At 40.0% G+C, this 25,430-nt stretch carries 25 protein-coding genes and 1 pseudogene; 14 read left to right on the top strand and 12 right to left on the bottom strand.

Translation table 11 applies throughout. From position 1 onward, the window contains the following. Window positions 1-73: 73 nt before the first annotated feature. The 11 genes from NCCP133_RS17520 (at window position 74) to NCCP133_RS17470 (ending at window position 12,523) form a co-directional block, all read left to right on the top strand. A complete protein-coding gene (locus NCCP133_RS17520) occupies window positions 74-697 on the top strand; it encodes an urea carboxylase-associated family protein (protein WP_264806396.1) in 624 nt (207 codons plus the stop codon). After that, complete coding sequence (locus NCCP133_RS17515) at window positions 697-1,866, top strand: M20 family metallopeptidase (RefSeq protein WP_264806395.1); 1,170 nt, start codon at window positions 697-699, stop codon at window positions 1,864-1,866. The genes NCCP133_RS17520 and NCCP133_RS17515 overlap by 1 nt, the downstream gene beginning before the upstream one ends. Beyond that, complete coding sequence (locus tag NCCP133_RS17510) at window positions 1,866-3,203, top strand: 5'-deoxyadenosine deaminase (protein WP_264806394.1); 1,338 nt, start codon at window positions 1,866-1,868, stop codon at window positions 3,201-3,203. The genes NCCP133_RS17515 and NCCP133_RS17510 overlap by 1 nt, the downstream gene beginning before the upstream one ends. Window positions 3,204-3,490: 287 nt before the next feature. Next, complete coding sequence (locus tag NCCP133_RS17505; protein WP_264806419.1) at window positions 3,491-3,715, top strand: GNAT family N-acetyltransferase; 225 nt, start codon at window positions 3,491-3,493, stop codon at window positions 3,713-3,715. 101 nt (window positions 3,716-3,816) lie between these two features. Beyond that, window positions 3,817-4,230 carry a CoA-binding protein gene (locus tag NCCP133_RS17500; protein WP_264806393.1) on the top strand — a complete coding sequence of 138 codons (414 nt, stop codon included), beginning with the start codon at window positions 3,817-3,819 and terminating at the stop codon, window positions 4,228-4,230. Between the two features lie 321 nt (window positions 4,231-4,551). Beyond that, window positions 4,552-6,531 carry a DNA topoisomerase IV subunit B gene (gene parE / locus NCCP133_RS17495; RefSeq protein WP_264806392.1) on the top strand — a complete coding sequence of 660 codons (1,980 nt, stop codon included), beginning with the start codon at window positions 4,552-4,554 and terminating at the stop codon, window positions 6,529-6,531. Continuing rightward, a complete protein-coding gene (gene parC, locus NCCP133_RS17490) occupies window positions 6,528-8,978 on the top strand; it encodes a DNA topoisomerase IV subunit A (protein WP_264806391.1) in 2,451 nt (816 codons plus the stop codon). The genes parE and parC overlap by 4 nt, the downstream gene beginning before the upstream one ends. Window positions 8,979-9,445: 467 nt before the next feature. Then, complete coding sequence (locus NCCP133_RS17485; protein ID WP_264806390.1) at window positions 9,446-10,888, top strand: alanine/glycine:cation symporter family protein; 1,443 nt, start codon at window positions 9,446-9,448, stop codon at window positions 10,886-10,888. Window positions 10,889-10,986: 98 nt separating this feature from the next. Continuing rightward, window positions 10,987-11,760, top strand: a complete 774-nt coding sequence (locus tag NCCP133_RS17480) for a hypothetical protein (protein ID WP_264806388.1) — start codon at window positions 10,987-10,989, stop codon at window positions 11,758-11,760. Window positions 11,761-11,829: 69 nt separating this feature from the next. Beyond that, a complete protein-coding gene (locus NCCP133_RS17475) occupies window positions 11,830-12,303 on the top strand; it encodes a staygreen family protein (RefSeq protein WP_264806387.1) in 474 nt (157 codons plus the stop codon). Window positions 12,304-12,388: 85 nt separating this feature from the next. Further along, on the top strand, window positions 12,389-12,523 hold the full coding sequence (locus NCCP133_RS17470; protein WP_264806385.1) for a hypothetical protein: 135 nt from the start codon (window positions 12,389-12,391) through the stop codon (window positions 12,521-12,523). Between the two features lie 407 nt (window positions 12,524-12,930). Here the strand turns inward: NCCP133_RS17470 and NCCP133_RS17465 are convergent, their stop codons facing one another. Next, a complete protein-coding gene (locus NCCP133_RS17465) occupies window positions 12,931-13,302 on the bottom strand; it encodes an rRNA methyltransferase (protein WP_264806384.1) in 372 nt (123 codons plus the stop codon). 278 nt (window positions 13,303-13,580) lie between these two features. Further along, a complete protein-coding gene (locus NCCP133_RS17460; protein ID WP_264806382.1) occupies window positions 13,581-13,880 on the bottom strand; it encodes a hypothetical protein in 300 nt (99 codons plus the stop codon). A gap of 248 nt (window positions 13,881-14,128) precedes the next feature. On the opposite strand from NCCP133_RS17460, the gene NCCP133_RS17455 reads away from it, so the two are divergent. The 3 genes from NCCP133_RS17455 (at window position 14,129) to NCCP133_RS17445 (ending at window position 15,478) form a co-directional block, all read left to right on the top strand. After that, entirely contained in the window at window positions 14,129-14,332 is a 204-nt protein-coding gene (locus tag NCCP133_RS17455; RefSeq protein ID WP_264806381.1) for a DUF1657 domain-containing protein, read from the top strand. A gap of 63 nt (window positions 14,333-14,395) precedes the next feature. Continuing rightward, the gene (locus NCCP133_RS17450) at window positions 14,396-14,602 is read left to right on the top strand and encodes a DUF1657 domain-containing protein (RefSeq protein ID WP_264806379.1); all 207 of its coding nucleotides are present in this window, start codon (window positions 14,396-14,398) and stop codon (window positions 14,600-14,602) included. A gap of 18 nt (window positions 14,603-14,620) precedes the next feature. Further along, window positions 14,621-15,478, top strand: coding sequence for a DUF421 domain-containing protein (locus tag NCCP133_RS17445; protein ID WP_264806378.1), 858 nt, complete (start codon window positions 14,621-14,623; stop codon window positions 15,476-15,478). 154 nt (window positions 15,479-15,632) lie between these two features. Here NCCP133_RS17445 and NCCP133_RS17440 read toward each other — a convergent pair whose 3' ends face one another. From NCCP133_RS17440 to NCCP133_RS17395, 10 genes and pseudogenes are all read right to left on the bottom strand, one after another. Beyond that, complete coding sequence (locus tag NCCP133_RS17440) at window positions 15,633-16,997, bottom strand: amino acid permease (RefSeq protein WP_264806377.1); 1,365 nt, start codon at window positions 16,995-16,997, stop codon at window positions 15,633-15,635. Between the two features lie 136 nt (window positions 16,998-17,133). After that, on the bottom strand, window positions 17,134-17,475 hold the full coding sequence (locus NCCP133_RS17435; protein ID WP_264806376.1) for a hypothetical protein: 342 nt from the start codon (window positions 17,473-17,475) through the stop codon (window positions 17,134-17,136). Between the two features lie 78 nt (window positions 17,476-17,553). Further along, window positions 17,554-18,012, bottom strand: a complete 459-nt coding sequence (locus NCCP133_RS17430) for a YndM family protein (RefSeq protein WP_264806375.1) — start codon at window positions 18,010-18,012, stop codon at window positions 17,554-17,556. A gap of 178 nt (window positions 18,013-18,190) precedes the next feature. Further along, the gene (htpG, locus tag NCCP133_RS17425) at window positions 18,191-20,068 is read right to left on the bottom strand and encodes a molecular chaperone HtpG (protein WP_264806374.1); all 1,878 of its coding nucleotides are present in this window, start codon (window positions 20,066-20,068) and stop codon (window positions 18,191-18,193) included. Between the two features lie 155 nt (window positions 20,069-20,223). Then, window positions 20,224-20,841: a polysaccharide deacetylase family protein gene (locus NCCP133_RS17420; protein ID WP_264806373.1), complete on the bottom strand. Its 618-nt coding sequence runs from the start codon at window positions 20,839-20,841 to the stop codon at window positions 20,224-20,226. A 31-nt stretch (window positions 20,842-20,872) separates the two neighbouring features. Then, complete coding sequence (gene phnC / locus NCCP133_RS17415; RefSeq protein WP_264806372.1) at window positions 20,873-21,646, bottom strand: phosphonate ABC transporter ATP-binding protein; 774 nt, start codon at window positions 21,644-21,646, stop codon at window positions 20,873-20,875. A gap of 14 nt (window positions 21,647-21,660) precedes the next feature. Next, window positions 21,661-22,416, bottom strand: coding sequence for a phosphonate ABC transporter, permease protein PhnE (gene phnE, locus NCCP133_RS17410; protein WP_264806371.1), 756 nt, complete (start codon window positions 22,414-22,416; stop codon window positions 21,661-21,663). Window positions 22,417-22,427: 11 nt separating this feature from the next. Beyond that, window positions 22,428-23,327 (bottom strand): phosphate/phosphite/phosphonate ABC transporter substrate-binding protein, encoded by a 900-nt coding sequence (phnD, locus tag NCCP133_RS17405; RefSeq protein ID WP_264806370.1) that lies wholly within the window; start codon window positions 23,325-23,327, stop codon window positions 22,428-22,430. Between the two features lie 78 nt (window positions 23,328-23,405). Beyond that, entirely contained in the window at window positions 23,406-24,455 is a 1,050-nt protein-coding gene (selD, locus tag NCCP133_RS17400) for a selenide, water dikinase SelD (RefSeq protein ID WP_264806417.1), read from the bottom strand. A 66-nt stretch (window positions 24,456-24,521) separates the two neighbouring features. After that, window positions 24,522-25,217: pseudogene (locus NCCP133_RS17395) on the bottom strand (glycosyltransferase); the annotation flags it as partial. Window positions 25,218-25,430 lie beyond the last annotated feature (213 nt).

Genomic DNA, 25,430 nt, shown 5'->3' with positions numbered 1-25,430 from the left:
ACTATTTTGATTTGAAAAAGAAATCACTAGGCAATCATTTAATAGAGAAATAAAAAGCAAAGGAGGCCATCTCTTGGGAGAAGTTTATAAAAAAGAAAGAATCCGTGAGGAAATCATCATTCCTCCATATGAAGGAAGAAGCGCCAGACTTAATAAAGGCGAAGAATTGATCATAATTGATATGGAAGGAAAACAGGTAGGAGATTTTGTCTGTTTCAGCTATGAAGACTCATCAGAGCATGTCTCACCCGTACATATGCGGGCCTCATTAAGCAGCATTAGATTGAAAATAGGAGATTATCTTTACAGCAATAAGCGACGGCCGCTGATGCAGTTGGTAGAAGATACAGTAGGAAAGCATGATTTCTTCTTCCCGGCATGTGATTATTACCGTTATAAAGTGGACTTTGGCAAAGAGGATCATCCGAATTGCCATGATAATCTTGAAAGCGCTCTGCAGATTTTTCAAATCCATCCCCCAGTTATTCCGGATCCCATCAATTTGTTCATGAATAATGTTCTTGATGATATGGGTGATTATGTCATATCGGAGCCCCTTTCCAAACCAGGTGATTATGTTCGTCTAAAAGCACTTTGTGATGTGGTCATTGCCTGCACCACTTGTTCACAAGATATGGCTCCTGTAAATGGATTTAGTGTTACGCCGATAAAAATGCAAATTGTGGAGGAAAATTGATGAATGATCTTCAATTTCTTCAGCATCTCCTCCAAATCAACAGCTCCAATCCGCCAGGCAATGAGCACCTTGTTACCGAAGCTTTTATCGAACGCTGTAAGGAAAAGGGTCTCTCCTATAAGCTTACTTTCCTTGGGCATAACAGGAGCAATTTTGAAATAACCCTTCAGGGAAAAACAGATAAACAGCTCTTTTTATGCGGTCATATGGATACTGTTTCTCCTGGTTCAGGAGAGTGGGACTATTCTCCTTTTTCAGGTGAAATCGCAGATGGACGGATTTATGGGAGAGGAGCTTCAGATATGAAGAGCGGCCTTGCCGGAATGTTTCTGGCATTGGAGGATTTATTTCTTAAAAATGAAGTGCCTCCTGCCACCGTTACCTTCTTAGCAACAGCCGGTGAAGAGGTCGACAGCTGCGGCGCAAGGGCATTTTTGAAAGAAAATGAACGAAGAACGATTGATGCATTGGTCATAGCAGAACCGACTGATGAAAAAATTGTGATTGGCCATAAAGGCGCCCTTTGGCTTGAAATTAAGACTTTTGGAAAGACATCACACGGCTCCATGCCTGAACAAGGGATTAATGCGGTTGATCATATGCTAAAGGTTATAAAAGTTCTGGATGAAATGAAAGTTGAATGGAAAGCAATGAAAGAGCCGCTTGGAAACAGCAGTCTTGCTGTCACGATGATTGAAGGCGGAGTACAAACCAATGTCATTCCGGATCAATGCAGTATTCGGGCAGATATCCGGACAGTTCCGCCCCAGTCTCATTCACAATTTGTGGAACTGCTGAAAGGCAAGCTTGACCAGCTGATTGCGGCTGAAGAAATTTATAAATATAATGTAGATCCCCTTCTGGATCGCCCGTCAATATTAACGGAGCCATCTGAGGAAATCATTCAAGTAGCGCAAAAGTTAAAAGATGCCCCCAATACAAGGCATTTTGGGGTCTCCTATTATACCGACGGGGCTGTCCTGAATCCACGAAGCGAGATCCCTACCTTAATCTACGGTCCCGGTGACGAAAAACTGGCTCATCAGCCAAATGAATGGGTAAGCATTGAAGCGTACAGACGATCCATCCAATTTTATAAACAGCTTATATTAAATTACGGCAAGCAGAAGACAGTACAGTCGACCCCTGCGCAAGGAGGCGGAGTGTAATGAGCAGTATCCTGATTAAAAATGCCGAAATCGTAACAATGAATGACAAAGAAGAAATTATTTATGGCGATCTATATATTGTGAATGATCGTATTGCGGAAATAGGGCCAAATCTAAACCGGGAAGCAGATAAGGTGATAGATGCTACTGGAAAAACGGTCATTCCAGGATTTATCCAAACTCATATCCACCTCTGCCAGACATTATTCCGCGGGCAAGCGGATGATCTTGAATTGCTGGACTGGCTAAAACAAAAAATCTGGCCGCTCGAAGCATCACATGATGAAGAATCAATCTATTATTCCGCCATGCTCGGAATCGGCGAACTTTTGCAGAGCGGGACGACGACTGTTGTGGACATGGAAACGGTGAATCATACAGAATATGCTTTCCAGGCAATTGCGCAGAGCGGGATTAGGGCGCTTGCTGGCAAGGTTATGATGGATAAAGGTGACGAGGTCCCTGTGCCGCTTAGGGAAGTAACATCAAAATCAATCCAGGAGAGTGTGGACCTTCTTGAAAAATGGCATAGCTATGATAATGGCCGTATACAATATGCTTTTTGCCCCCGTTTTGTCGTCTCCTGTACAGAGGAACTGCTGAAGAATGTCCGGGATCTTTCTGCCGGCTATAATGTTAGAGTTCATACTCATGCATCAGAGAATGCAAGCGAAATTTTGCTGGTGGAAAGAGAATATGGAATGAGAAATGTTGTCTATTTGGACAGCATTGGCCTTGCCAATGACAGACTGATTCTTGCACACTGTGTTTGGCTTGATGAGCAAGAGAAGAAAATCATAAAAGAGCGTGGTGTAAAGGTTAGCCATTGCCCAGGCTCTAACCTGAAGCTAGCCTCCGGAGTGGCTGAAGTTCCTTCCCTTTTGGAGCAGCAGGCATTTGTCAGCCTGGGAGCGGACGGGGCACCTTGCAATAACAACCTGGATATGTTTAATGAAATGAGATTGGCAGCAATCATTCAAAAGCCTGTACATGGGCCAACCGCCATGAATGCTCAAACCGTCTTCAGGATGGCTACAATCGGCGGAGCAAAAGCTGTTGGTATGGAGGATGAAATCGGAAGTCTGGAAAAGGGGAAGAAAGCGGATCTAGCCATACTTAATCTTAATGACTTTCATGTATACCCTTCCTTTGATATTGATACCATATCAAGGATCGTTTATTCGGCCACCCGGGCAGATGTAGAAACAACCATTGGGAATGGGAACATTCTGATGGAAAATAGAAAGTTAAAGACGGTGGATAAAGACATTGTTTTAAAAGAAGCGAATACCAGCATAAAAAGATTAATAAAAAGACTTGAGACAGTAGTTTACTAAACACAGCCGGCTGTGTTTATGGTAATATATAGTAAAAATGATAAAAAGAGCGCGTGATGTTGAGAAAATAAATTTGATGGAAAAGAAGAACTATTGCAAGCAGCAAAAGTAAACAAAAAGATGGTAACGGGATTACCTTATTGTTCCCGCATCAACATAACGAATTAATAACATTGCATGATTCTGTGTTTCCAAATACAAATTTATTCAGGAAAAGAAATTATTGAAAGGTTTGGATGCTAATCATAAAGTAAACACAGCTGGAAATGATGTCTTCTTGAAAGGCTATATATGCTAAGTACAATCCTAAAGAAAAAGAGGGGAGCATCGAGTTTATGGGAGTGAGTAAAAATGATCGGGAAGCCGGAATAGGGAGTAAATTGCTCGAAATGGCAGCTGCAGACCTATTAGGAAACTACGGCGCAGAGACAGTTAAGCTATGTGTCGATTCAAAGAATAAAAAGGCTTTATCTATATATAAAAATCTGGCTTTAGAATTGTACGTTCTTTGAACTTTAATAAACTGAGAGCAGAAGAAAATGCAATAAGTTAGAACACATTTGGATTTTTAGGTAAAATAAGTGGTAACTATATGATATAGGAGTGTTGAACAATGACTATTGAAAACCCAAGCCGGGAAGAAATCGGCAAACTTTTGAAAAAATCTATGCGGATTGCAGTTGTCGGTTTAAGCGGAAATCCTGATCGCACATCTTACATGGTTTCCGAAGCAATGCAAAAGGCTGGCTATGAAATTATCCCGGTGAATCCAACGGTTGAGGAAGTTCTCGGAGTTAAAGCAGTTCCAAGTCTGAAAGAGATTGAAGGGCATGTGGATATTGTTAATGTATTCAGGCGTTCTGAGTATCTTCCCGAGGTTGCAATGGAATTTGCGGAAATTGACTCAGATATCTTTTGGGCCCAGCTTGGTGTTGCAAACCAGGAAGCATATGATTTCTTAAAGGAAAAGGGCTACACGGTCATCATGGACCGCTGCATTAAAGTTGAACATGCATTAACGAAATAATAACAGCATGAGGTCTTTAAAAGATCTCATGTTTTTCTTTTTTTAGTATCCGCGTATATAAAGGGTTCGGCTGGCGGAAATAATCTTGTTAAATCCAATAAGTTTCATGAACTTATTTGCCAAAACCAAATAAATAGATAAAATAAAGCATAGACCTTATTAATTTATATGGTAAAATATGAATATAGAACACCTGTTCCTAGTGTTAAAATTCTATATTTTTTAAAGGAAAATCAGGCTAAGAGCCGAATACTTTACGGGTGTTCTTTGCGGCACTTTATTGCGGAAAGTGTTGCTGCAAGAAATGAAAGGGGTATGTTCGTGGCAAGAAATCAGGAAGCATTTGACTACAATGATGATGCCATACAAGTACTTGAAGGGCTCGAGGCTGTAAGAAAACGCCCTGGGATGTACATTGGAAGTACGGATGCAAGGGGGTTGCACCATCTTGTATATGAGATTGTCGATAATGCTGTCGATGAAGCGCTGGCAGGTTACGGGGATCATATCATTGTCAAAATACATAAAGATAACTCAATTAGTGTTCAAGATAAAGGACGCGGTATGCCAACCGGGATGCATCGGATGGGCAAACCGACTCCAGAAGTCATTTTGACAGTCCTTCATGCCGGCGGAAAGTTTGGCCAGGGTGGCTATAAAACAAGTGGCGGACTGCATGGTGTTGGTGCTTCGGTTGTTAATGCCCTTTCCGAGTGGCTGGTTGTAAAAATTAAGCGGGACGGTTTTATATACGAACAGCGGTTCGAGCATGGCGGAAAACCGGTTACCACTCTTGAGAAAGTAGGCAAGACAAACCAATCGGGCACAACAATCCATTTTAAGCCGGACCCGGCGATTTTCTCGACTACTACTTACAATTATGAGACTCTATGTGAACGTCTTCGTGAGTCAGCTTTCCTCCTAAAGGGAATGAAAATTGAAATCCTTGATGAACGGAATGATTTTTATGACATTTTTCATTATGAAAACGGCATAGAGGCTTTCGTTGAATATTTGAATGAGGAAAAGGATGTCCTTCACCCGGTAGTTAATTTTGAAGGAGAAAGCAATGGAATTGAAGTTGATTTCGCTTTTCAATTCAATGACGGCTATTCGGAAAATGTATTGTCCTTTGTCAATAACGTCCGGACAAAAGACGGCGGAACACATGAAGCGGGTTCAAAAACAGCTATGACACGCGCCTTTAACGAATATGCACGAAAGGTGAATTTGTTAAAAGAAAAAGATAAAAACCTGGATGGGGCCGATATCCGTGAAGGATTTACCGCGATTGTCTCTGTTCGTGTGCCTGAGGAGCTTTTGCAGTTTGAAGGACAGACGAAAGGCAAACTTGGAACAAGCGAAGCGCGCTCGGCTGTTGATTCTGTTGTTTCTGAGCATTTGTCTTACTTTTTTGAAGAAAACCCTGAGACAAGTTCCCTACTAATTAAAAAAGCAATCAAGGCCTACCAGGCCAGAGAAGCTGCCCGCAAAGCTCGTGAAGAAGCCAGGAGCGGAAAAAAAAGGAAGAGATCAGAAACGGTCCTATCAGGCAAACTGACTCCAGCCCAATCACGCAATCCGCAAAGGAATGAAATATATCTCGTAGAGGGAGATTCTGCCGGCGGATCAGCCAAGCAAGGAAGGGATAGACGGTTCCAGGCAGTGCTTCCGCTAAGAGGTAAAGTGATCAATACAGAAAAAGCGAAGCTTCAGGATATCTTTAAAAATGAAGAGATTAATACGATTATCCATGCAGTCGGAGCAGGCGTTGGAGCTGACTTTAATTTAGATGATGTCAATTATGATAAGGTAATTATCATGACAGATGCCGATACAGATGGAGCGCATATACAGGTGCTGCTTCTTACTTTCTTCTACCGTTATATGAAGCCTCTTCTTGAGGCTGGTAAAGTATTTATTGCTCTACCCCCTCTGTATAAAGTCAGCAAAGGAGCAGGCAAAAAAGAAGTGGTTGAGTATTCCTGGAGTGATGATGAACTTCAGGACACCATTAAAAAAGTCGGAAAAGGCTATATGATTCAGCGATATAAGGGTCTTGGCGAAATGAACGCAGACCAGTTATGGGAAACGACGATGGATCCTGAAACACGAACGCTTATTCGCGTGAAGATTGACGATGCAGCAAGGGCGGAGCGCCGGATTACAACATTAATGGGCGATAAGGTAGAACCGCGCCGCAAGTGGATCGAATCAAATGTTGCATTCGGACTTGAAGAAGACGGAAGCATACTTGAAAATGAAAATATTTCTGTTTTAGAGGAGGAGGCTGAATCATGAGTTCTGCAGAAAAATTCCGCGATCTTCCTCTTGAAGATGTACTGGGTGACCGTTTTGGCCGCTACAGTAAATATATTATCCAGGACCGTGCACTTCCTGACGCGCGTGACGGGTTAAAGCCGGTTCAAAGACGTATTTTATATGCCATGCATGTTGAGGGGAATACCCAGGATAAAGGCTTCAGAAAGTCAGCAAAAACAGTAGGAAACGTAATCGGCAACTATCATCCCCATGGTGATACTTCTGTATATGATGCTATGGTGAGGATGAGCCAGGATTGGAAGGTCCGAAACCTTCTTGTTGAAATGCACGGGAATAACGGAAGCATAGACGGAGATCCACCGGCAGCCATGCGTTACACGGAGGCCCGGCTTTCTGCTATTTCATCTGAATTGCTGAAGGACATCGAAAAAAGGACCGTTGATTTTATCCCTAACTTTGACGACACATCCAACGAGCCAACAGTCCTGCCTGCCAGGTATCCTAACCTGCTTGTCAATGGTTCCACAGGGATTTCAGCGGGGTATGCAACTGAAATTCCGCCTCACCATTTAAATGAAATCATCGATGGTGCTATTTTGCGTATGGACAAACCTGACTGCTCAATTGATGAGCTGATGGAGCATATTAAAGGACCTGACTTTCCTACCGGAGGCATTATCCAGGGCGTTGATGGCATTAAAAAAGCCTACGAAACAGGCAAAGGCAAAATCATTATCCGCGGAAAATCCGAATTTGAAGACCTGCGCGGAGGGAAAAAGCAAATCGTCATCACCGAGATTCCTTTTGAAGTAAATAAAGCCAACCTCGTGAAGAAAATAGATGAATTCCGCCTGGACCGCAAAGTGGAAGGCATTGCCGAGGTCCGCGACGAAACGGACCGCACAGGCCTCCGCATTGTAATAGAACTGAAAAAGGATGCGGATCCTGAAGGCGTGCTGCATTATTTATACAAAAACAGCGATTTGCAAATAACCTATAATTTCAACATGGTAGCCATTCACAACAGGCATCCAAAATTAATGGGTCTCAGGGAGCTTTTGGATGCCTACATCGGCCACCGCAAAGACGTTGTAACCCGCAGGTCACAGTTTGACCTGCATAAGGCAGAAGCCCGACAGCATATCGTGGAAGGCTTGATGAAGGCTCTCTCCATTCTAGATGAGGTAATAGCAGCCATCCGTGCTTCCAAGGATAAACGGGATGCAAAGGATAATTTGATTGCCAAGTTTGATTTTACAGAGCCACAGGCGGAAGCCATTGTTTCCTTACAGCTATATCGTTTAACAAATACAGACATAACAGCTTTGAGAGCAGAGGCTGAAGAGCTTTTCAGGCAGATCCAGGAGTTAAAGGCCATTCTTGAAAGTGAGAAGAAGCTTTACAATGTGATTAAAAAGGAACTTAAAGACGTTAAAAAGCGTTTTGCTGATGAACGCCGCACCAGAATTGAAGCGGAAATTGAAGAGATAAAAATCAACCTTGAAGTGCTGGTGGCAAGTGAGGATGTCATCGTTACCGTTACTAAGGAAGGCTACGTGAAGCGTACAAGCCAGCGATCCTTTGCCGCTTCAAACGGACAGGATTTCGGCATGAAGGATTCCGACAGGCTGATTGCCCAGCTGGATATGAACACAACCGATGTTCTCCTTTTGTTTACGAATAAAGGTAATTATTTATACTGTCCGGTGCATCAGTTGCCAGACATACGCTGGAAGGATCTTGGCCAGCATATTGCAAATATCATTCCGATCGACCGGAACGAATCCATTATTCGGGCACTTCCTGTGAAGGATTTTGAATCTGAGTCATTCCTGCTCTTTATGACGAAGAACGGTATGGTGAAAAAGACGGAGCTGAAGCAATATAAGGCTCAAAGGTATTCCAAGCCGCTGGTTGCCATCAATGTAAAAGGCGATGATGATGTACTGGATGTCTATTTAACAGATGGAACGAAGGAAATTTTCCTTGCCACCCACCAGGGATATGGGCTATGGTTCCATGAAGAAGAAGTGAGCATCGTTGGTCCCCGGGCAGCCGGCGTTAAGGGCATCAACCTGAAAGAAGGCGATTATGTCACGGGTGCCCAGCTTATTGAGTATCCAAAGGAACAGGCAGTTGTCATCGTAACGCAGCGCGGTTCCATAAAAAAAATGAAGCTAAGCGAATTTGAACGGACATCCAGAGCCAAACGTGGCGTGGTAATGCTCCGTGAGTTAAAATCTAACCCACACCGCATTGTTGGATCTGTAATTGTAAGAGGCCATGATGACATAATCATTGAAACTGAAAAAGGACATGTAGAAGCTCTCAAAGCTTCAGCCATCCGATTTAATGACCGGTACTCCAATGGTTCGTTCATAATTGATGAATCAGAGAGCGGTAAAGCTCAATGCGTCTCGAAGACCGTTGACCAGCAAGACGAAAACGGCCAAACATTACAATAAAGTTAAAGCAGCCCCTGCCGTTGCAGGGGCTTTTTATGTTGATACTGATGAATCAGGTGAAGAGACTGTCAGGACTACAAAGAATATGGCCGAGGTACTGAATTAACAAGTTGTTTGCTGATTTGGGAATCAGGTAAACGGAGTAGGTAAATCCATTATTTCTTAATAGGCCTTACCGCATTTGTCAGGAATTCCTTTTTTAATATAAAAAGAGTTTTGAAAAAATATTATGTAAATTAAAGAGTTTGTATAAAAAAAGAATATCAAGTGAAATGAAACCGTTTAAAATTTGATTGGTTAGGGTAAAAAAGATAGGGTGTTTTTCGTTAGGATTAGTCCTAAATGAGATTTTTTGCTGTTTGGGATTAATATACGACTTGTCTATTAAAAATTCTTTTGATAGATTAGAAAGGTGTTGCTTTTGCAAGATAGTAATTAATACAAAAAATTAACTAGGGGGGAAATGCATGGATTTTTTCTTACAAGGATTAAATTCAACTGTAGGCTTTTTAAATGACATTGTATGGACATATATATTAATTGCCGTCTTAATCATTTTAGGCCTTTATTTCAGTTTTAAAAGCAATTTTGTACAATTTCGTTATTTTGGAGAAATGTTCAGAATACTCGGAGATAAAACAATGGTATCTGCGGAAGGGAAGCGCGGAATATCTTCTTTCCAGGCTTTCACCATAAGTGCTGCATCCCGAATTGGTACAGGTAATATGGCAGGTGTTGCTACTGCAATTGCAGCCGGTGGACCTGGGGCAGTGTTTTGGATGTGGGTAATCGCTTTTCTGGGAGCAGCTTCAAGCTTTGTAGAAAGTACTTTAGCACAAATCTATAAGATTAAAGATAAAGATGGATTCCGCGGCGGTCCAGCTTACTATATGGAGAGAGGACTTAAGAAACGATGGATGGGGATTTTGTTTGCTGTGATCATCACTTTTTGTTTCGGCCTCGTGTTTAATTCAGTCCAATCCAATACGATTTCATTGGCATTCAATGAAGCATTTGGCACCAGCCGTTTAACAATTGGGCTGATTCTTGCTGTATTAACGGCCATTGTCATCTTCGGTGGCATTAAAAGAATTGCTTATGTATCTCAAGTTATTGTGCCAATAATGGCAGTGATCTACCTAATTGTTGCTTTAGTCATTGTAGTAACGAATATTACTGAAGTACCAAGCTTAATCGCTACTATTGTGAAAGGCGCTTTCGGCATGGATCAGGCATTCGGTGGTGCAATGGGTGCTGCTGTTATGATGGGGATTAAGAGAGGCTTATTTTCAAATGAAGCAGGTATGGGGAGTGCGCCAAACGCTGCTGCTACTGCAGCTGTCACACACCCTGTTAAGCAAGGCTTAATTCAAACTTTAGGTGTATTTGTCGACACGATTTTGATATGTTCTGCAACAGCATTTATCATCATTCTTTCCGGAGCATACACAACTCCTGATTTATCCGGAATTCAATTAACACAAACAGCACTGTCTTCACATATTGGAACATGGGCACATATCTTTGTAGCCATTTCCATTTTCCTTTTTGCATTCAGTTCTGTCATCGGCAACTATTACTATGGCGAGACGAATATTGAATTCATTAAAGAGAGTCGTCTGGCAATATTCATTTATCGTCTATGTGTAATCGGTATGGTAATGTTCGGTGCTTTAGTCGACTTGGCTACTGTATGGGGCCTTGCGGACTTATCCATGGGCGTTATGGCGCTAATCAATTTGATTGCCATCACGATGCTTGGGAAAATTGCCTTTTCTGCACTGAAGGATTATATAGCACAGCGTAAACAAGGAAAAGACCCCGTATTTTATGCAGATTCAATTCCGGGTCTTGATGGAATTGAATCTTGGGAAACAAAAGAGAGTGCTTTAAAGAAAGCAGAAAAATAATATTTACAGCCTTCTATCCTCGAGATGGAAGGTTTTTTTTTGCTTTTTTACATGAAATTTCCTTTAGTGGAAAAACTATTAAAAAAAGGGAGGACTTCATGATGAAAAAAGAGATGCTCTTTGCTTTTGCTGCTTTCTTTTTTATGTCTTTATCAGCCATAACAGGGGTATATGCTGGTAAAGAGGAAGAAAAAATTATAACCATTTCAAAAGATAAAATGGACGTATCAGGTGATAAGAAGGATGATACAGTTTACATAAAAGGTGTTTTTTACGAAGAAGGGGCGGCCTTTTTAAAGGAGATCTTTTTGGAAGTTGCGGCTTCTGACGGGAAGACCTACAAAGCAGAGCTTTCAGGCGGCTATGAACCATTGCTGGAGTTTGAAGATTTGAATCAGGATAATATTAGAGATATATATATCAGTATTCCAACAGGCGGAAGCGGCGGATTATCCAATTATTATTTATACACATTGAGGGATTTTCAATTGACTGATCTCACGGTACCAGGCTCTTTGGTGATCAATAGCCAATATGAAAATGAATATAAAGCAACTGTCAGCATACAGGAAACCGGTAAATCATATTTCTTTGATCTAAGGGATCGCAGGAAAGAATACGAACGTCTCGGATTGTATATAAATGGCAAGCTTAGTGAACCAACGGAGCTAATCGTGAATCCCTATAGTACTTTAAAAGTCACTTCTGTGGAAGGAAAAAAAGGATTAATGGGCGTACAGAGAATCAGCGGGGCGTACAATGCTGATACAATCGCGTTCGTGGAATCATTCTGGTTATATGAAGAAGGTAAATGGATGCTAAAAAACATAAAAGTAATGAAAATGAATTCACGAGGCTCTAGCAAGAACTAGGCATTTGTCACATAAATAATTTGATCCCATATACTATCTTATGGAAATAGGTATATGGGGGGCGCTTTTATGAGCAAATTTTATCCATCCAAGCTTTCGGTTAAATATTTGCCTACTGCGACGGAATTCAGGCCAGTTGATCGCAGGAAATACACACTTACGCATTCAGATGCTACAGGAGAATTATTTCTTGCGGTAGGAAGCTATTACGATGTAAATGACATAAACCCCAAATTCCGTGATGAAGTTTTTGCCGAGTGGCTGCCTCAAATGGGACAGTATGTCTTAAGCGGCAAGGTGTATATCAGCGGCGGGGAGTTTGATGAACAATACTCTAAAATAAGATTTTTGATTTTCCAAAAAGAATTGGATCTGGCGCTTACTGCGATAGTGTATGGAGATAAAGACTTTTATTCTAACTATCCATGGCTGCTTGATTCGCCTATCTTTATACACTTTGAATCGGTGTATCCGCAATTCAGCAAGATTCTCTATTATGGTACACCAAGACAATATCTTAAAGCCGCATTGCAGCCAGTTTGACAAAAAATAGGGTCTGCTGTGTTGTTAATTTTAGCGGAATAAAAAATCCAACAAAACAAACCATAGGAGCAAAGGAGTGTTGGTGATGAAGAAAAAAGAAGAAAATACCTTAAAGTTAAGCTATGAATCGGATGGAAAGAAGGGGAAGAATGTGAAAAATAATGAGAAAAAGAAGGATGCTGCAAAGATATTTTTTAACAGCACGCAGGATAGTGAATAAACAAACGGAAAATTTGGGTTTGAATGCAGTCAAGATTCAAATAATAATATTATGTTAACTAAAGATAAAAGTTTTAAAAATAGCAGGGGGATTATGTTAGGGTTTGAAGAAGTCGCAAAATCACTATCTAAATTCAAAATCCTGACAACACATTACTCAGATTGACCGGTACTGGAAAATTGTCAGCCCAGGATTGTTTATACAAATATCCAATATAAAACAAAAGTAAATTGATAACAGATTTATGAATTTTTTGCATTAAATCAAAAAAGCTAAAATTTTTATTTTATCTCACTATCTTAAGTATACTTAGATAATGAGACAGTCAATTTCATTTTTTTGTAACTTCCTATAATATATATTATGTTCGGGGCGTTTTATGAAATGAAGAAATAAAGCAGCTATAGCTACTCTACTCTGTTTTTGTAGCCGCTGCTTTTTATCTTTTCAAAATCGATATGGTTAACGCTGTATTCAATGACATCATTGATAAATAATTGGTGTGCTTTGGCGAATAGTTTCACTTTTTCTAGTAGCACTTTGTCATATGTTGTTTTATATTGCACTCGATCTTGTGGTCTCACTTTTTTATCGTATGTAATTACGCCTTGATCTAAAACGGTTTGCAATCCACTTTCAAGTAGGTAATTTACATGTGTATCGTAATCTTTTGCTAAGGTGTCTAAATGGTCAAGAATTGCCTTGCTGATATTGGTTCGAAATTTTATTCTTGATTCATCTGTTTTTTGAATTAATTTACCATTAACTAATTGCCACATTAGAGCTCACCCTTCATTTGATGACTGAATGTTTCATCCTATTTACTTTTTTTTGTGTTGCTACGTGTTCAACAGCATCATTATATAGGATCTTTGCTAATTTAGGTAGGTGGTTTTTCCCTTTGGAGCATTTTAAAACTCATTCCGCTTTAATACATCTTAATAATCTCCATAAATTCCTACCGAGATTTCTAGCCAGTGTAAATCTCTCTTCATACACCGAACGCATGTTTTAGTCTAATAGCCAAAAGTGCCCACATTTATGTGGGCACTTTTGGCTATTGCTTCTTCTTTTCAAACCCCATCTCATCCGCAAATTCAGTTAATCCTGCCAGATTTTGCTTTTGAAATGCATTCCCCATTCCAGAGCTGTTCATGATTTGCTGCATAGGATGAACATTTCCATTTTGATTCCTTGTTCGTGTGAATGTATATGCTGCTGTACTTAAAATTAGGCTAAGCAATGATCCCCATAGCCATCCCCCCCAGTTGTTTTTTCTTTTTTTGCCTATCATATTCATCAAGGGCTTGCGCATGTCGCCCATATTATTAAAAAGCGCTGATATCCAGTTGTTCAACAGCAAGCACTCCCTTATTAAAAGCATTTTTGGAAGAGCGATTTTCTCTTCCGATTCTTAATTTTCACTTGCACGAATACAAATATGCTGGCAATTTTTTTGGGGACCTTGTGTAGGTTTACTGCTATTTATTTAGTTAAATATTGCTTTTTTTGGGATTAAGACAAGGATATTCAATCACATATCAAACTAAAAAAAAAGACATAATACTTGTGTAAATATTCTTATATAGAAAGAAGGAATTGACGGTGACAGTTGGTACTCAAGTGAAACAAGCAATCGTTGGGCTAAAAAGTGCCCAGGCCAGCTTTGAGACTTTTGCTCTTGCTACTGATAACCAAAATGCTAAACAGCTGTACCAGAATGCTGCACAGCAAACACAATCCATTATTGAAAGCCTGGAACCTAGGCTGCAGGAGATTCAGCAGGAAGAGCCACAATATAATCAATAAACAAATCCAGGCTGGCATTTGCCAGCCCGTTTTCTATACTTAACTTGAATGGTGTGATTTGATATGACAATTGCTTCGAATGTGAATCAAAGTCTGGCTGCAATTCGTTCTATTGAAGCCCAATTATCTAGCCTTTCCTTAACTTCTTTGGACGAGGAAGCTCAACGTCTCTTTCATGAAGCAATGTTGGAAATTGGCGAAGTAAAAAAAGATCTTGAGGATCGGAAAAAGGTTATTGAATTTGAAGAACCACAATATAAACCTAATTAAAAAAATGGAGATGAAAATATGCCTGATTGGCTCCTGATAGGTGCCCGTTCCCTTTTGTTTGTTGGAGTATTGTTCGTCATTACAAAACTTATAGGAAAAAAACAAATATCTGAGCTCTCATTTTTTGAATATGTTGCTGGAATTACAATTGGCAGTATTGCGGGAGAAATCATTATGGGACTGGATAATCATTGGGCAAGCGGCATCCTTTCTATTATGATTTTTGGCCTTGTTACTCTATTTGCAGATATTCTTTCACTTAAAAGCAAAAGTTTTCGTGATTTCTTTGAAGGCAAGGGAACGGTTTTTATTAAAGATGGAAAAATATTAGAAGACAATCTCAAAAAAGAAAGATACTCAATTGATGATTTATCTTCTTTACTGCGTCAACAAAAGGTTTTTAAAGCAGCGGATGTTGAGTTTGCGGTTTTAGAACCCCGTGGTGATCTTAGTATTATGCTTAAAAAAGAAAATCAGCCTCTAACTCCGAAAGATCTTAATTTGAACCTGCCACAGGAAAAAGAGCCGCAAACGGTGATTATGGATGGGAAAATACTAAACGATCCACTATCTGTATCCGGAAAAACAAGAAAATGGCTAAATATGGAGGTGGAAAAACTCGGATTAACACTTGATAATGTATTCCTGGGCCAAATTGATTCATATGGGGAATTAACGGTTGATGTTTATGATGATACCATTAATGTTCCTGCTCCTCAGCAGCGTCCACTTCTCTTAGCTATGATAAAAAAATGTGCAGCAGACATGGAAATTTTCTCTTTGCAGACTGATTCTAAGAAAGCTCAGCAAATGTATGAAAAAAATGCTGAGAAGCTAAATCAAGTCTTACAAAAATTGTCACCATATTTAAAATAGAAACCTTTTGTTAAAAAAGTTATGACATTTCCAGCTGAATTTATTACATCCAGAAATAAAACTTCTCCTCCCTCCATTAAACTCTGTAAAAGAGTTTTATCTTAAAACTCAAACCAACACCATAGAAAATCTGGTGTTGGTTGCTTCTATTCTATTAACAACTCCCCTGGCTTTTGTTTTTCCATACCTTTTTCTGCATAATTACAGCAATCACCGCAATAACGGATACGAATATTAAGCTGACAAAGAAGCCAAATCTAATCGACTTTTCCAGTAGCGTGCCGCTTACAGCTATTAAGATCAATATTAAACCCACAAACGCCATTATTTTTCCAAATATCTTATTTTCTAAAATCCGCAGTGCAGAGATAATAATGAAAGACCAGTTAAATAAGATTAAAATTCCTGCTGCTGTCGTGATATACTCATAAATTTTACCAGGAAGCAGCAAAGCCGTGACGATTGAGGCGATTAAGCCGGCAGTTGCCAGCCCAAGTGAAGGTAAAGGGAGATCCTTCCATTTTTTAATTTTTCTCGAAAAAACAGCAGGCGCATCTCCATCTTTGGCTAATGTAACGAGCAATGCAGTGACTCCAAACAAAGAGGCAGTCATAGTAGAAAAGCCTGCAATAATGATTGCAGCATTAAACACATGTGGAAAAAAGTCCAGATGGTATTTATCCATTGCTGTGACAAAAGGGCTTTCTTTTTCATTGAAAGCCCCATGTGTGGCCATATAGACGGCTAAACCAAGGGAAATAACATATATGATTACAAGGACAATGAGCATAATAATTCCAGCTTTTGGCGCGTCTTCCTTTTGCTTTAACCTTGTAGCCATTAGCCCGATTACTTCAATTCCCCCATATGCATAGAAAGCATAAATTAAAGATGACCAAAACCCTTTCAGGCCTTCGGGAAACCATTCACCAGCTACCCCTGGGAATCCCGGGTGCTTGGCATTCCCAGCTATTATGCCTGTTAGTGATGCTATAGCCAATATGATAAACATAATGATCGCAGCTGTTTTAATTACAGCGAAAAGGTCCTCCACTTTATCAAAGCCCTTGTTGCCAGTTAAAACGACAATGATGGAAAGAACGGCGTATCCTGCTGCAAAAATCCAGAGAGGAATATGCGGAAACCAGAAACGCGTTAAAATAGAAAGCGCAGTTAATTGGCTCCCCATGATTAAAATGTTTGAACTCCAATAATTCCAGCCGCAGCTAAATCCTGCCCATTTGCCATATGCTTTATTGGCATAATAACAGAAGGAGCCTTCCTGCGGGTCCTCTGCTGTCATTTTTGCCAGCAAATTATACACGATATACGTTCCGATTGCCGCTAATATGAATGAAAATACAATGGAGGGTCCGGTGATTTTAATACCGATTGCGGATCCAAGAAAAAATCCGGTACCGATTGTACATCCGACACCAATTAGTGATAATTGCCACCATTTTAAATCTCCGGATTCACTTCCTTTTGAAGAATCTCCGCTTGGAAGAAAAAAATCCATGGTGTACCTCCTCTATTATGCATTGTTAACTTGCTGTTATCTTTTGCATCTCTATTTTAACAACCAAATGAATAAGCCGATTCCTTATGGTGATCGGCCTCCGTTTGTTAATGCAAAGGTCTTTTTTCAAATCCATTTATTTATCTTTTTCTGAACTATCACTCTTCATCCCTGTCACTGATCGGAACAGCTGGGTATTCATGCTTCCCTGCACAATATCCTCCAGAAAAAATTGCTCAATAAGCTTTTTGTATTCTTCATCTTCAAACATTTTTTTGTTTTGAAGTTCCATTTCCGCAAGTCCTTCATATGTACATAGAAAGGCATAGGAATGGTCCGCTCCAGATATTGGGGATAAAAGCTCAACTTTATGATCATAATTTTCATTTCGGTAGCTTTGTATCATTCTCAAATTTTTTAATGCCTCTACGAATTGATCCTGCTTTACTTCAAAGGTTTGATAAACGAAAACAGACATGCGAATCTCCTTCCCAATTTCTTTTGGAATGTATTTTTTGACTCCCTGAATACAGGGAGTCTTAATGCCAGCTTTGCTTTACTCTTTATCATCACTTCTAACGTCTGGTTTTACAGGTGCCAATTCCTCAGAAGCTTCCGTGTTATAGCGAAGGTTTCCTTGGTTAAATGTTCCTTTCTCCGTACTGTCCTCAGTTAGGTTCTTCACTAAATAACCATGGAAAAAGTACTCGAATAAGGCTACTCTTGCCGATGTAACTAACGACATCGTAAAAGGATTATTACCGTAGGTTAAAATGGAGCTTAAATACCAGATAAGTATCAATGACAGTCCAAAGTCAGCTGCCGCAGCAATTGTATTGTTGGTTCTTGGCAAAATAACCATGTCGCCTAATACATATGAAACGATTCCCAAAACAGCTGAAATTAGAAATACATTTACAAAGCTCATTTTATAAAAAAGGCCAAGAATGACAAACAAAAGGACAAGACTTGCAATAAACTTTATGCTTTCCCATGCTGCATGATTTCCCTCCATTTTTCATTATTTTAGTGCATTTTAATTAATAAAGCATATCCAGCCATACACTATTAATGTAACCTTAAGTAAATATTTTTCTCTTGGAATTAAATGTATATTTTGTTAGGGGATGCTGTGTAAAATGGAGTTTGGGTCCAAAAAAACAGCCCTCTGTCTCGGGCTGTTTTTGGAGGGGCTAAACCATCACTTTACAGATATTATTCGTGAACTCAACAGGGTCAGTTATTGGCAGGCCTTCTATTAATAGCGCCTGGTTGAATAGCAGATTCGTATATAAGCTTAATTTATCTTGATCCTTTTCCAGTGCATTTTTTAGGGATTGGAATACTTCATGGCTTGGATTGATTTCCAGTACCTTATTTGCCTTTACATTTTGGCTGTCAGGCATGATGCTGAGTACTTTTTCCATTTCGATGGTTACTTCCCCATCTGCTGATAAGCAGACAGGATGGCTTTTCAGTCTTTTTGATATTCTTACATCGGTCACTTTTCCGGCGAGTATTTCCTTCATGGTGCTGAAAAGCTCTTCGTTTTCTTTTTCTTCTGCTTCAGTTGGCTTTTGATTTTCTTCCTCTATGCCTAAGTCGCCGCTTGAAACAGATTTAAATTCTTTGTCTTTATAGGACATAAGCATTTTAATGGAGAATTCGTCAATGTCCTCTGTGAAATAAAGAATTTCGTAACCTCTATCAGCCACCAGCTCAGTTTGTGGAAGCTTTTCAATTCTTTCATAGGACTCGCCTGCAGCATAATAAATATACTTTTGGTCATCTTTCATTCGTGAAACATATTCTTCAAGTGAGGCCATTTTCTTCTCTTTGGAGGAGTAGAACATTAATAGATCCTGAAGAGTTTCTTTATTTGCCCCAAAATCGCTGTATACACCATATTTTATCTGTCTGCCAAACGACTTATAGAATTGATCGTATTTTTCCCGTTCATTTTTCATCAGGCTTTGCAATTCATTTTTAATTTTCTTGCTGATGTTTTTGGCGATTAGCTTCAGTTGGCGGTCATGCTGCAGCATTTCTCTCGAGATATTTAATGAAAGATCCTCTGAATCCACCATGCCTTTTACAAAACTGAAGTAGTCTGGCAGCAGATCTCCACATTTGTTCATGATTAACACGCCATTTGAATAAAGCTCAAGCCCTTTTTCATATTCTTTTGAGTAATAATCGAAGGGGCTGTTTTCAGGAATAAATAGAATTGCATTATAGCGGATCGTACCATCTACACTAATATGGATGTGCTTTAACGGCTTATCAAAGCCATAATGCTTTTCCTGGTAAAACTTTTCGTAGTCCTCTTCAGTCAGTTCGTTTTTGTTTTTTCTCCAAATTGGAATCATGCTATTGATGGTTTGCTCTTCAGTAATTTCTTCATACTCACTATCTGTACCTTCTTTTAATTTTCGGTTCTTTACATCCATCTTGATCGGATAGCGTATGAAATCAGAGTATTTTTTTATAATGGATTTCAAGCGGTACTCTTCCATATACTCGTCGTAGTTCTCTTCTTCGGTGTTTTCTTTCATCTTGAGGATAATCTCGGTGCCTACGATATCTTTTTCAAACGGATTGATAGTGTAACCATCCGCTCCTTCTGATTCCCATTTATAGGCTTCATCGCTTCCGAGTGCTTTACTGATGACTGTGACGACATCGGCTACCATGAAAGCAGCATAAAAGCCTACTCCAAATTGGCCGATAATATTATGGCCATCTTTGGTTTCATTTTCTTTCTTAAATGATAGAGAACCGCTTTTTGCTATGACTCCAAGGTTGTTCTCCAGCTCTTCCTTTGTCATCCCTATACCTGTATCCTTGATCGTTAAGGTTCTGTTTTCTTTATTAGGTATAACCTTTATGTAATAGCTATCTTTATCAAACGTTAATGAGTCATCTGTCAGCGCTTTGTAGTAAATTTTATCGATGGCATCGCTGCTGTTGGAAATGAGCTCCCTTAAAAATACCTCTCGCTGAGAGTAGATGGAGTTGATCATCATTTCCAATAATCTTTTAGACTCTGCCTGAAACTGTTTCCTTTCCATATCAACCTCTCCTTTTAAATACTGAAATCTCTATATTAGCACTCTGGTCGTATGAGTGCTAACCCAATAATTAAATACCATAATATTTTTCTAATGTCAATAATATATGATTGTCTTCAAATAGCAAAAAATCCTATAGCATAATGCTATAGGATTCAGTTTAAGAGGCTAAGCTCGTACCCTTTATTCCTAATCTCAGAAATTAAATCTAAAAGAACTGCCGCGGTCTGCGGAAGTTCATGCAACAAAATAATGGCACCAGCTTCAAGATTATCAATAACATTTTTAATGATTTGCTCCGGTCTTTCTTTTAGCTCCCAATCCATCGAGGAGATTCTCCACATTACTGTCTTTAAATTAAGCTTTTGTGCTGCAGAAATCGTATCTTTGTTAAACTGACCGAATGGGGGCCGAAAGTATTTTACTTCCTGTCCAGTAATCGATTCAATTTTTTGTTTGCTGTATTGAAGATCTTGTAGCTGTTTATACTGCACCACCTTTGCAAGATTCACATGCTTAGTTGAATGGGTTCCTATAATATGACCTTCATCTACCACCCTCATCCAAGGGCGGCTTGGATATAGAAGTCTTGATTGCCAAAAGAAGATGGCCGGTACCTTTTCATCTTTTAGAATATCGAGGATTTCCGGCAGCACTCTGCCAGGTCCATCGTCAAATGTTAAAGTAACTGTTTTCTTTAAGGGTTCACGCTTGTTAAATAACAGGATATCTGAATCATTCGAAGCGTACACGACGTTCGAGCTATCAACCACTCATGGACAGTTTGCCATTTCAATACCTCCTCTAGGTCGTCACTGTATATGGCATTCTGCTATATCCAAAGGAATCATACGTATATACGTACATTTCATCTGTAAACTCATCCGGTTTCCCATCAAAGACAATTTCCCCGTCTTTAAGAGCGACTATCCTTGTAGCATAGCGTTTGGCTAATTGGACATCATGCACATTTATGACGGTCTGCAAATTATGCTTAAGATGCATTTCTTGCAGCAGATTAAAGATTCGGTCAGAAGTACCGGGATCAAGGCTGGCAACAGGTTCATCTCCCAGGAGAACACGTGGCTGCTGCAGCAAGGCCCTGGCAATGCCTACTCGCTGCTTTTGTCCTCCGCTTAAATGCTCCACTCTCCGGTCCATGAAATCGATTAATCCGACCTCCTGAATAACTTGTTTAGCCTGATCCATTTCTCCAGCAGTAAACCAGCCCATCAGATTTTTAAAGCTGCTCCTGTAACCAAACATGCCAGTCAGCACATTTTGTAAAACGGTCAATCTGGGTACTAGGTTAAAATGCTGAAAAATCATTCCCATCTCCCTCCTGACCTTTCGGAGCTGCTCTTCATTTAAAGAGGATAGTGACAGGCCATCCCAGATAACCTCACCTGAGGTGGGGGTCTGGAGTCCATTTAGGCAGCGGATTAACGTCGACTTCCCTGCCCCGCTTTTGCCCAGAATACAGATAAAATCATCATTTTGGAGTGTGAGGTTAATAGAATTTAATGCATTCTCTTTCATACCAGGGTAAAGGACTGTAATTTTCCGAATCTCAATCATCTGTCTGTCCTCCCTTAGATTACTCGATTCCTTACATAGCTTCCGAAAAAGTCTACCAGAATAACGATGATCATGATTACTAGTACATCAAGCGACACAGCGGTATAATGAAACGTTTTAAAGTCATTAAAAAGCCTTTGGCCAATGCCTCCACCACCAATAAAACCAAGAATAAGCGAAGTACGGATTGCTACCTCAAACCGATAGAAATAATTAGATAAAACATTCGGCCAGATTTGCGGCAGGATACTAAAAAGGGAAGCAAACCAGCTTTTCGCTCCAACCGCTTTCATAGCCTCCTGCGGACCTGGATCTGAGGCCTCTATCAGCTCTGATATTAATTTTCCCAATACACCAATGTTGTGAAACATAATGGCGAGCACTGCCGGAAAAGGTCCGAGACCTAGTGCCGTTAATAAAATCAAGCCAAATACAATTTCAGGGATTGATCGTACAAAGCTTAGTCCTACTCGGGTTAAATGATAAACAAATGGCGATCTCGCTGTATTTTTGGCAGCTAAAAAGCTTAATGGCAGACCAATTAGCAAACTGAAGAAGCTTCCCAGGAATGCCATTGCCAGTGTTTCCAGGCTGTCTTTGAGGATTCTTGGTAGAAGGGAGAAATCCATTGGAAACCAATGTGACAGGAAATCAATCATATTCCGAAAATCCCTGAATTTTGATAAATCAAATTCTGTAAGCTTCATGCTTATATAAAGAAATAAGGCTAACAGAACGTAAGAGATAATGCTCCGCTTTTTAAACCACAATATAATCAGCCCTATTCTTTAATAATTCCCTCTTTAAGAGCTGCCTGGCGAATGCTTTCATAATCTTCATTGCTTGCTTCAGTAAAACCGCTTGCGCCGAATGCTTCGAGGATTTCAGGATCATCGATGGCTAAGAATGCCTCTTTAAGAGCGGTAATGGTTTCTTCATCCGTATCTTTATGAACAGCCCAAGGATATTGGAAAAGCTTTTCTGATTGCCAAATCGTTTTGATTTTGTCGCCATCCACTTTCCCGGATTCAACTAATTGATTATATATGGCACTATCGATAGCGCCTGCGTCAACTTGTTTATTTTGGACAGCCAATGCTGTTGCATCGTGAGAACCAGTAAATCTGACTGACTTAAAACTATGCGTATCTTCAGATTCATAAACTCCACGGTTTTTCAGTTCGATAGAAGGAATTAAAGATCCGGAAGTGGAGTTAATGTCACCAAAGGCAAAGTCCGCTTCGCCGCTATTTTCCAGTACTTCATCAAGTGAATTCCACGAGCTGTCCTTGTGTGTAATTATATAAGAGTAATAAAATGGCTCCCCGTCTATCAGCTGCGTAATGATTGCTCTTGCACCGCTTTTTTCATGGGCAACTACATAAATTAATGGCCCAAAGTAAGCCATATCAATCTTGTCGTAATTCATTGCCTCAACAACACCGTTATAATCTGGGTAGACTTCAACCGCTACCTCGCGATCAAGTTTTTCAGATAGAGTTGACTGTAATTTCTCCATGGCACCTTCCATGGATCCTTCCGTTTGAACCGGAATGACACCAATTGTAAAAGCTTCACCTGTTTTTTCTTTACTTTCTTTTGTGTTCTCTGATTCATTTCCACCGCATGCGGTTAAAAGCATTAATGTCAAAATAACAACCAGCAATAATAATTTCTTCATGTCTCTACCTCCTTATAAAATGATAAAAAGATACAGGTCTAAATGAAGATAAAAAGGACCCTGTACGAGTCCTTTTTATCAGATAACTGTAATACATCCAGGCTGTTCGTCTGTCACTTTTCCTATAATGGCAGCTGAATGTACCCCTTTATCATAAAGAGCCTTGAGAAGAGATTCAGCTTCGGCCTCAGGCACCGTGATAAGCAGGCCACCGGATGTAATTGCATCACAAAGGATCCATTGATCTACTTCGTCGATATTCTCATAATGAACGTTTTCTGAAAGCCACTTATGGTTCTTTTTGGAGCCGCCAGGAATGACATTCTGTTCAGCAAGTTCTCTTGTTTTTGGAAGGACAGGTACTGCTTTACTGTCGATGGTAATGCCGGTGCAGCTTCCTTTCGCAATTTCCATGGCATGTCCAAGCAATCCAAAACCAGTAATATCTGTACAAGCATTAACGCTGTATGGATCCATCGCTTCGGCAGCATCTTTATTTAGAGCAGCCATCACATCCATTACAAGGTCAATGCCTTCCTCGTCAAGCATGTCTTTCTTAATCGCTTGTGTAAGGATCCCGACACCAATTGGCTTCGTTAAGATCAGTCTGTCACCAGGTTTAGCTCCCGCGTTCGTTCGTACACGCCCAGGATGAACAATCCCTGTAACAGATAAACCGAATTTTGGTTCCTGGTCGTCAATGGAGTGCCCGCCAACCAAGACAGCCCCTGATTCTCTTACTTTGTCTGATGCCCCTGCCAATATGTCTGCCAGAATGCTTTTATCCAATTTATTAATTGGGAAGCCGACAATATTCATGACAGTGATCGGCTTTCCGCCCATTGCATATATATCGCTTAATGAATTTGCGGCAGCAATTTGACCAAACATATATGGGTCATCAACGATAGGAGTAAAGAAATCAAGTGTCTGAACAAGTGCAGTATCATCATTAATTTTATATACGCCTGCATCATCGGAAGTATCCAGTCCTACTAGCAGGTTTGGATCAGGTAAAGACTTTGGCAAATGACGCAGAACCTGCGCCAGGTCCTCAGGACCAATTTTGCATCCTCAACCGCCTTTAGAGGATAGGGAAGTTAATTTAACAATTTCTTCTCTCGACATGTTTCTCTCTCCTTTGCATGGGGACTTTCCTAAAATACTCTTATAGATTTTCTGCAATGTTCTTGCTTCGTATTCAGAGGAATGATTACACTCTACATAGAATTTAGCAGCCTGCCCAATTTTAGTCCTCATTTCGTAATTATTCACTAGTTTTTCTGCGTAATCAAGAAATTCGATCGGATTAGTATAGATAAAACCCGTTTCTTGATTCACAATGATATTTCTATTGCCTAAATTATTGGATGCCAGTACGGTCACACTGTAGCCCATTGCTTCCAAAATAGCTGCAGGCTGGCCTTCTGAGTGGGAGGTGTTTAAGACCGTGTCTGCTAGTTTATAGATTTCTCCCATCTGCTTATGAGGTACCTGTCCCAGATATTGAACCCAATCATTATGCTTATCTGCCAGATCTTTAACAATTTGCCCCTCATCTTCTTCAATAACAGGTCCCACTATCCATAAGCGAATATGAGGTTTCTTCATATATAGATATTCAAGCTGCTCGATGGCGAATGGGATATTTTTCACTTTGCGGATGCCTGCAGGAAGAACAAATAAAAAGGTGCCGGGCTCCTTCCTAAAATCAAGTGAAGTTACTGGAAATGTAACAGTCCCCTGAGGAATGACAAATATTTTCTCTTGAATTCCGGCAATCTCATTGGACAGGACAAGCTTTGCTTCTTCATCGAACACATGGATGGCTGATGCATTGATTAGTGTCCGAATGACATCTACTCTTTTAGATTCATCAAAAAGATCCATATTTAAATCTGTTCCAGTGATTGTAACCATGTAGGTTTCCGGAATCTTGCCTAACCCTTCAATAAATTTGCCGAACCGGTAAGCATGGAATCCATGAACGATGTCTGTGTGGGGCAGGTTGGACATTCTTATGTCTTTTGTCATACTTATTATTTCAGTCTCTATGCCGAGCTTTTCAAGTCCCTTGGATATGCGTTGAACAGTGACAGTATT

Origin of the sequence: Cytobacillus sp. NCCP-133 (genome assembly GCF_026011715.1) — a bacterium.
Lineage (GTDB): Bacteria > Bacillota > Bacilli > Bacillales > Cytobacillaceae > Cytobacillus.
The sequence above is the reverse complement of the archived record's forward strand: the minus strand, read 5'-3'. Positions and strand labels throughout refer to the sequence as shown.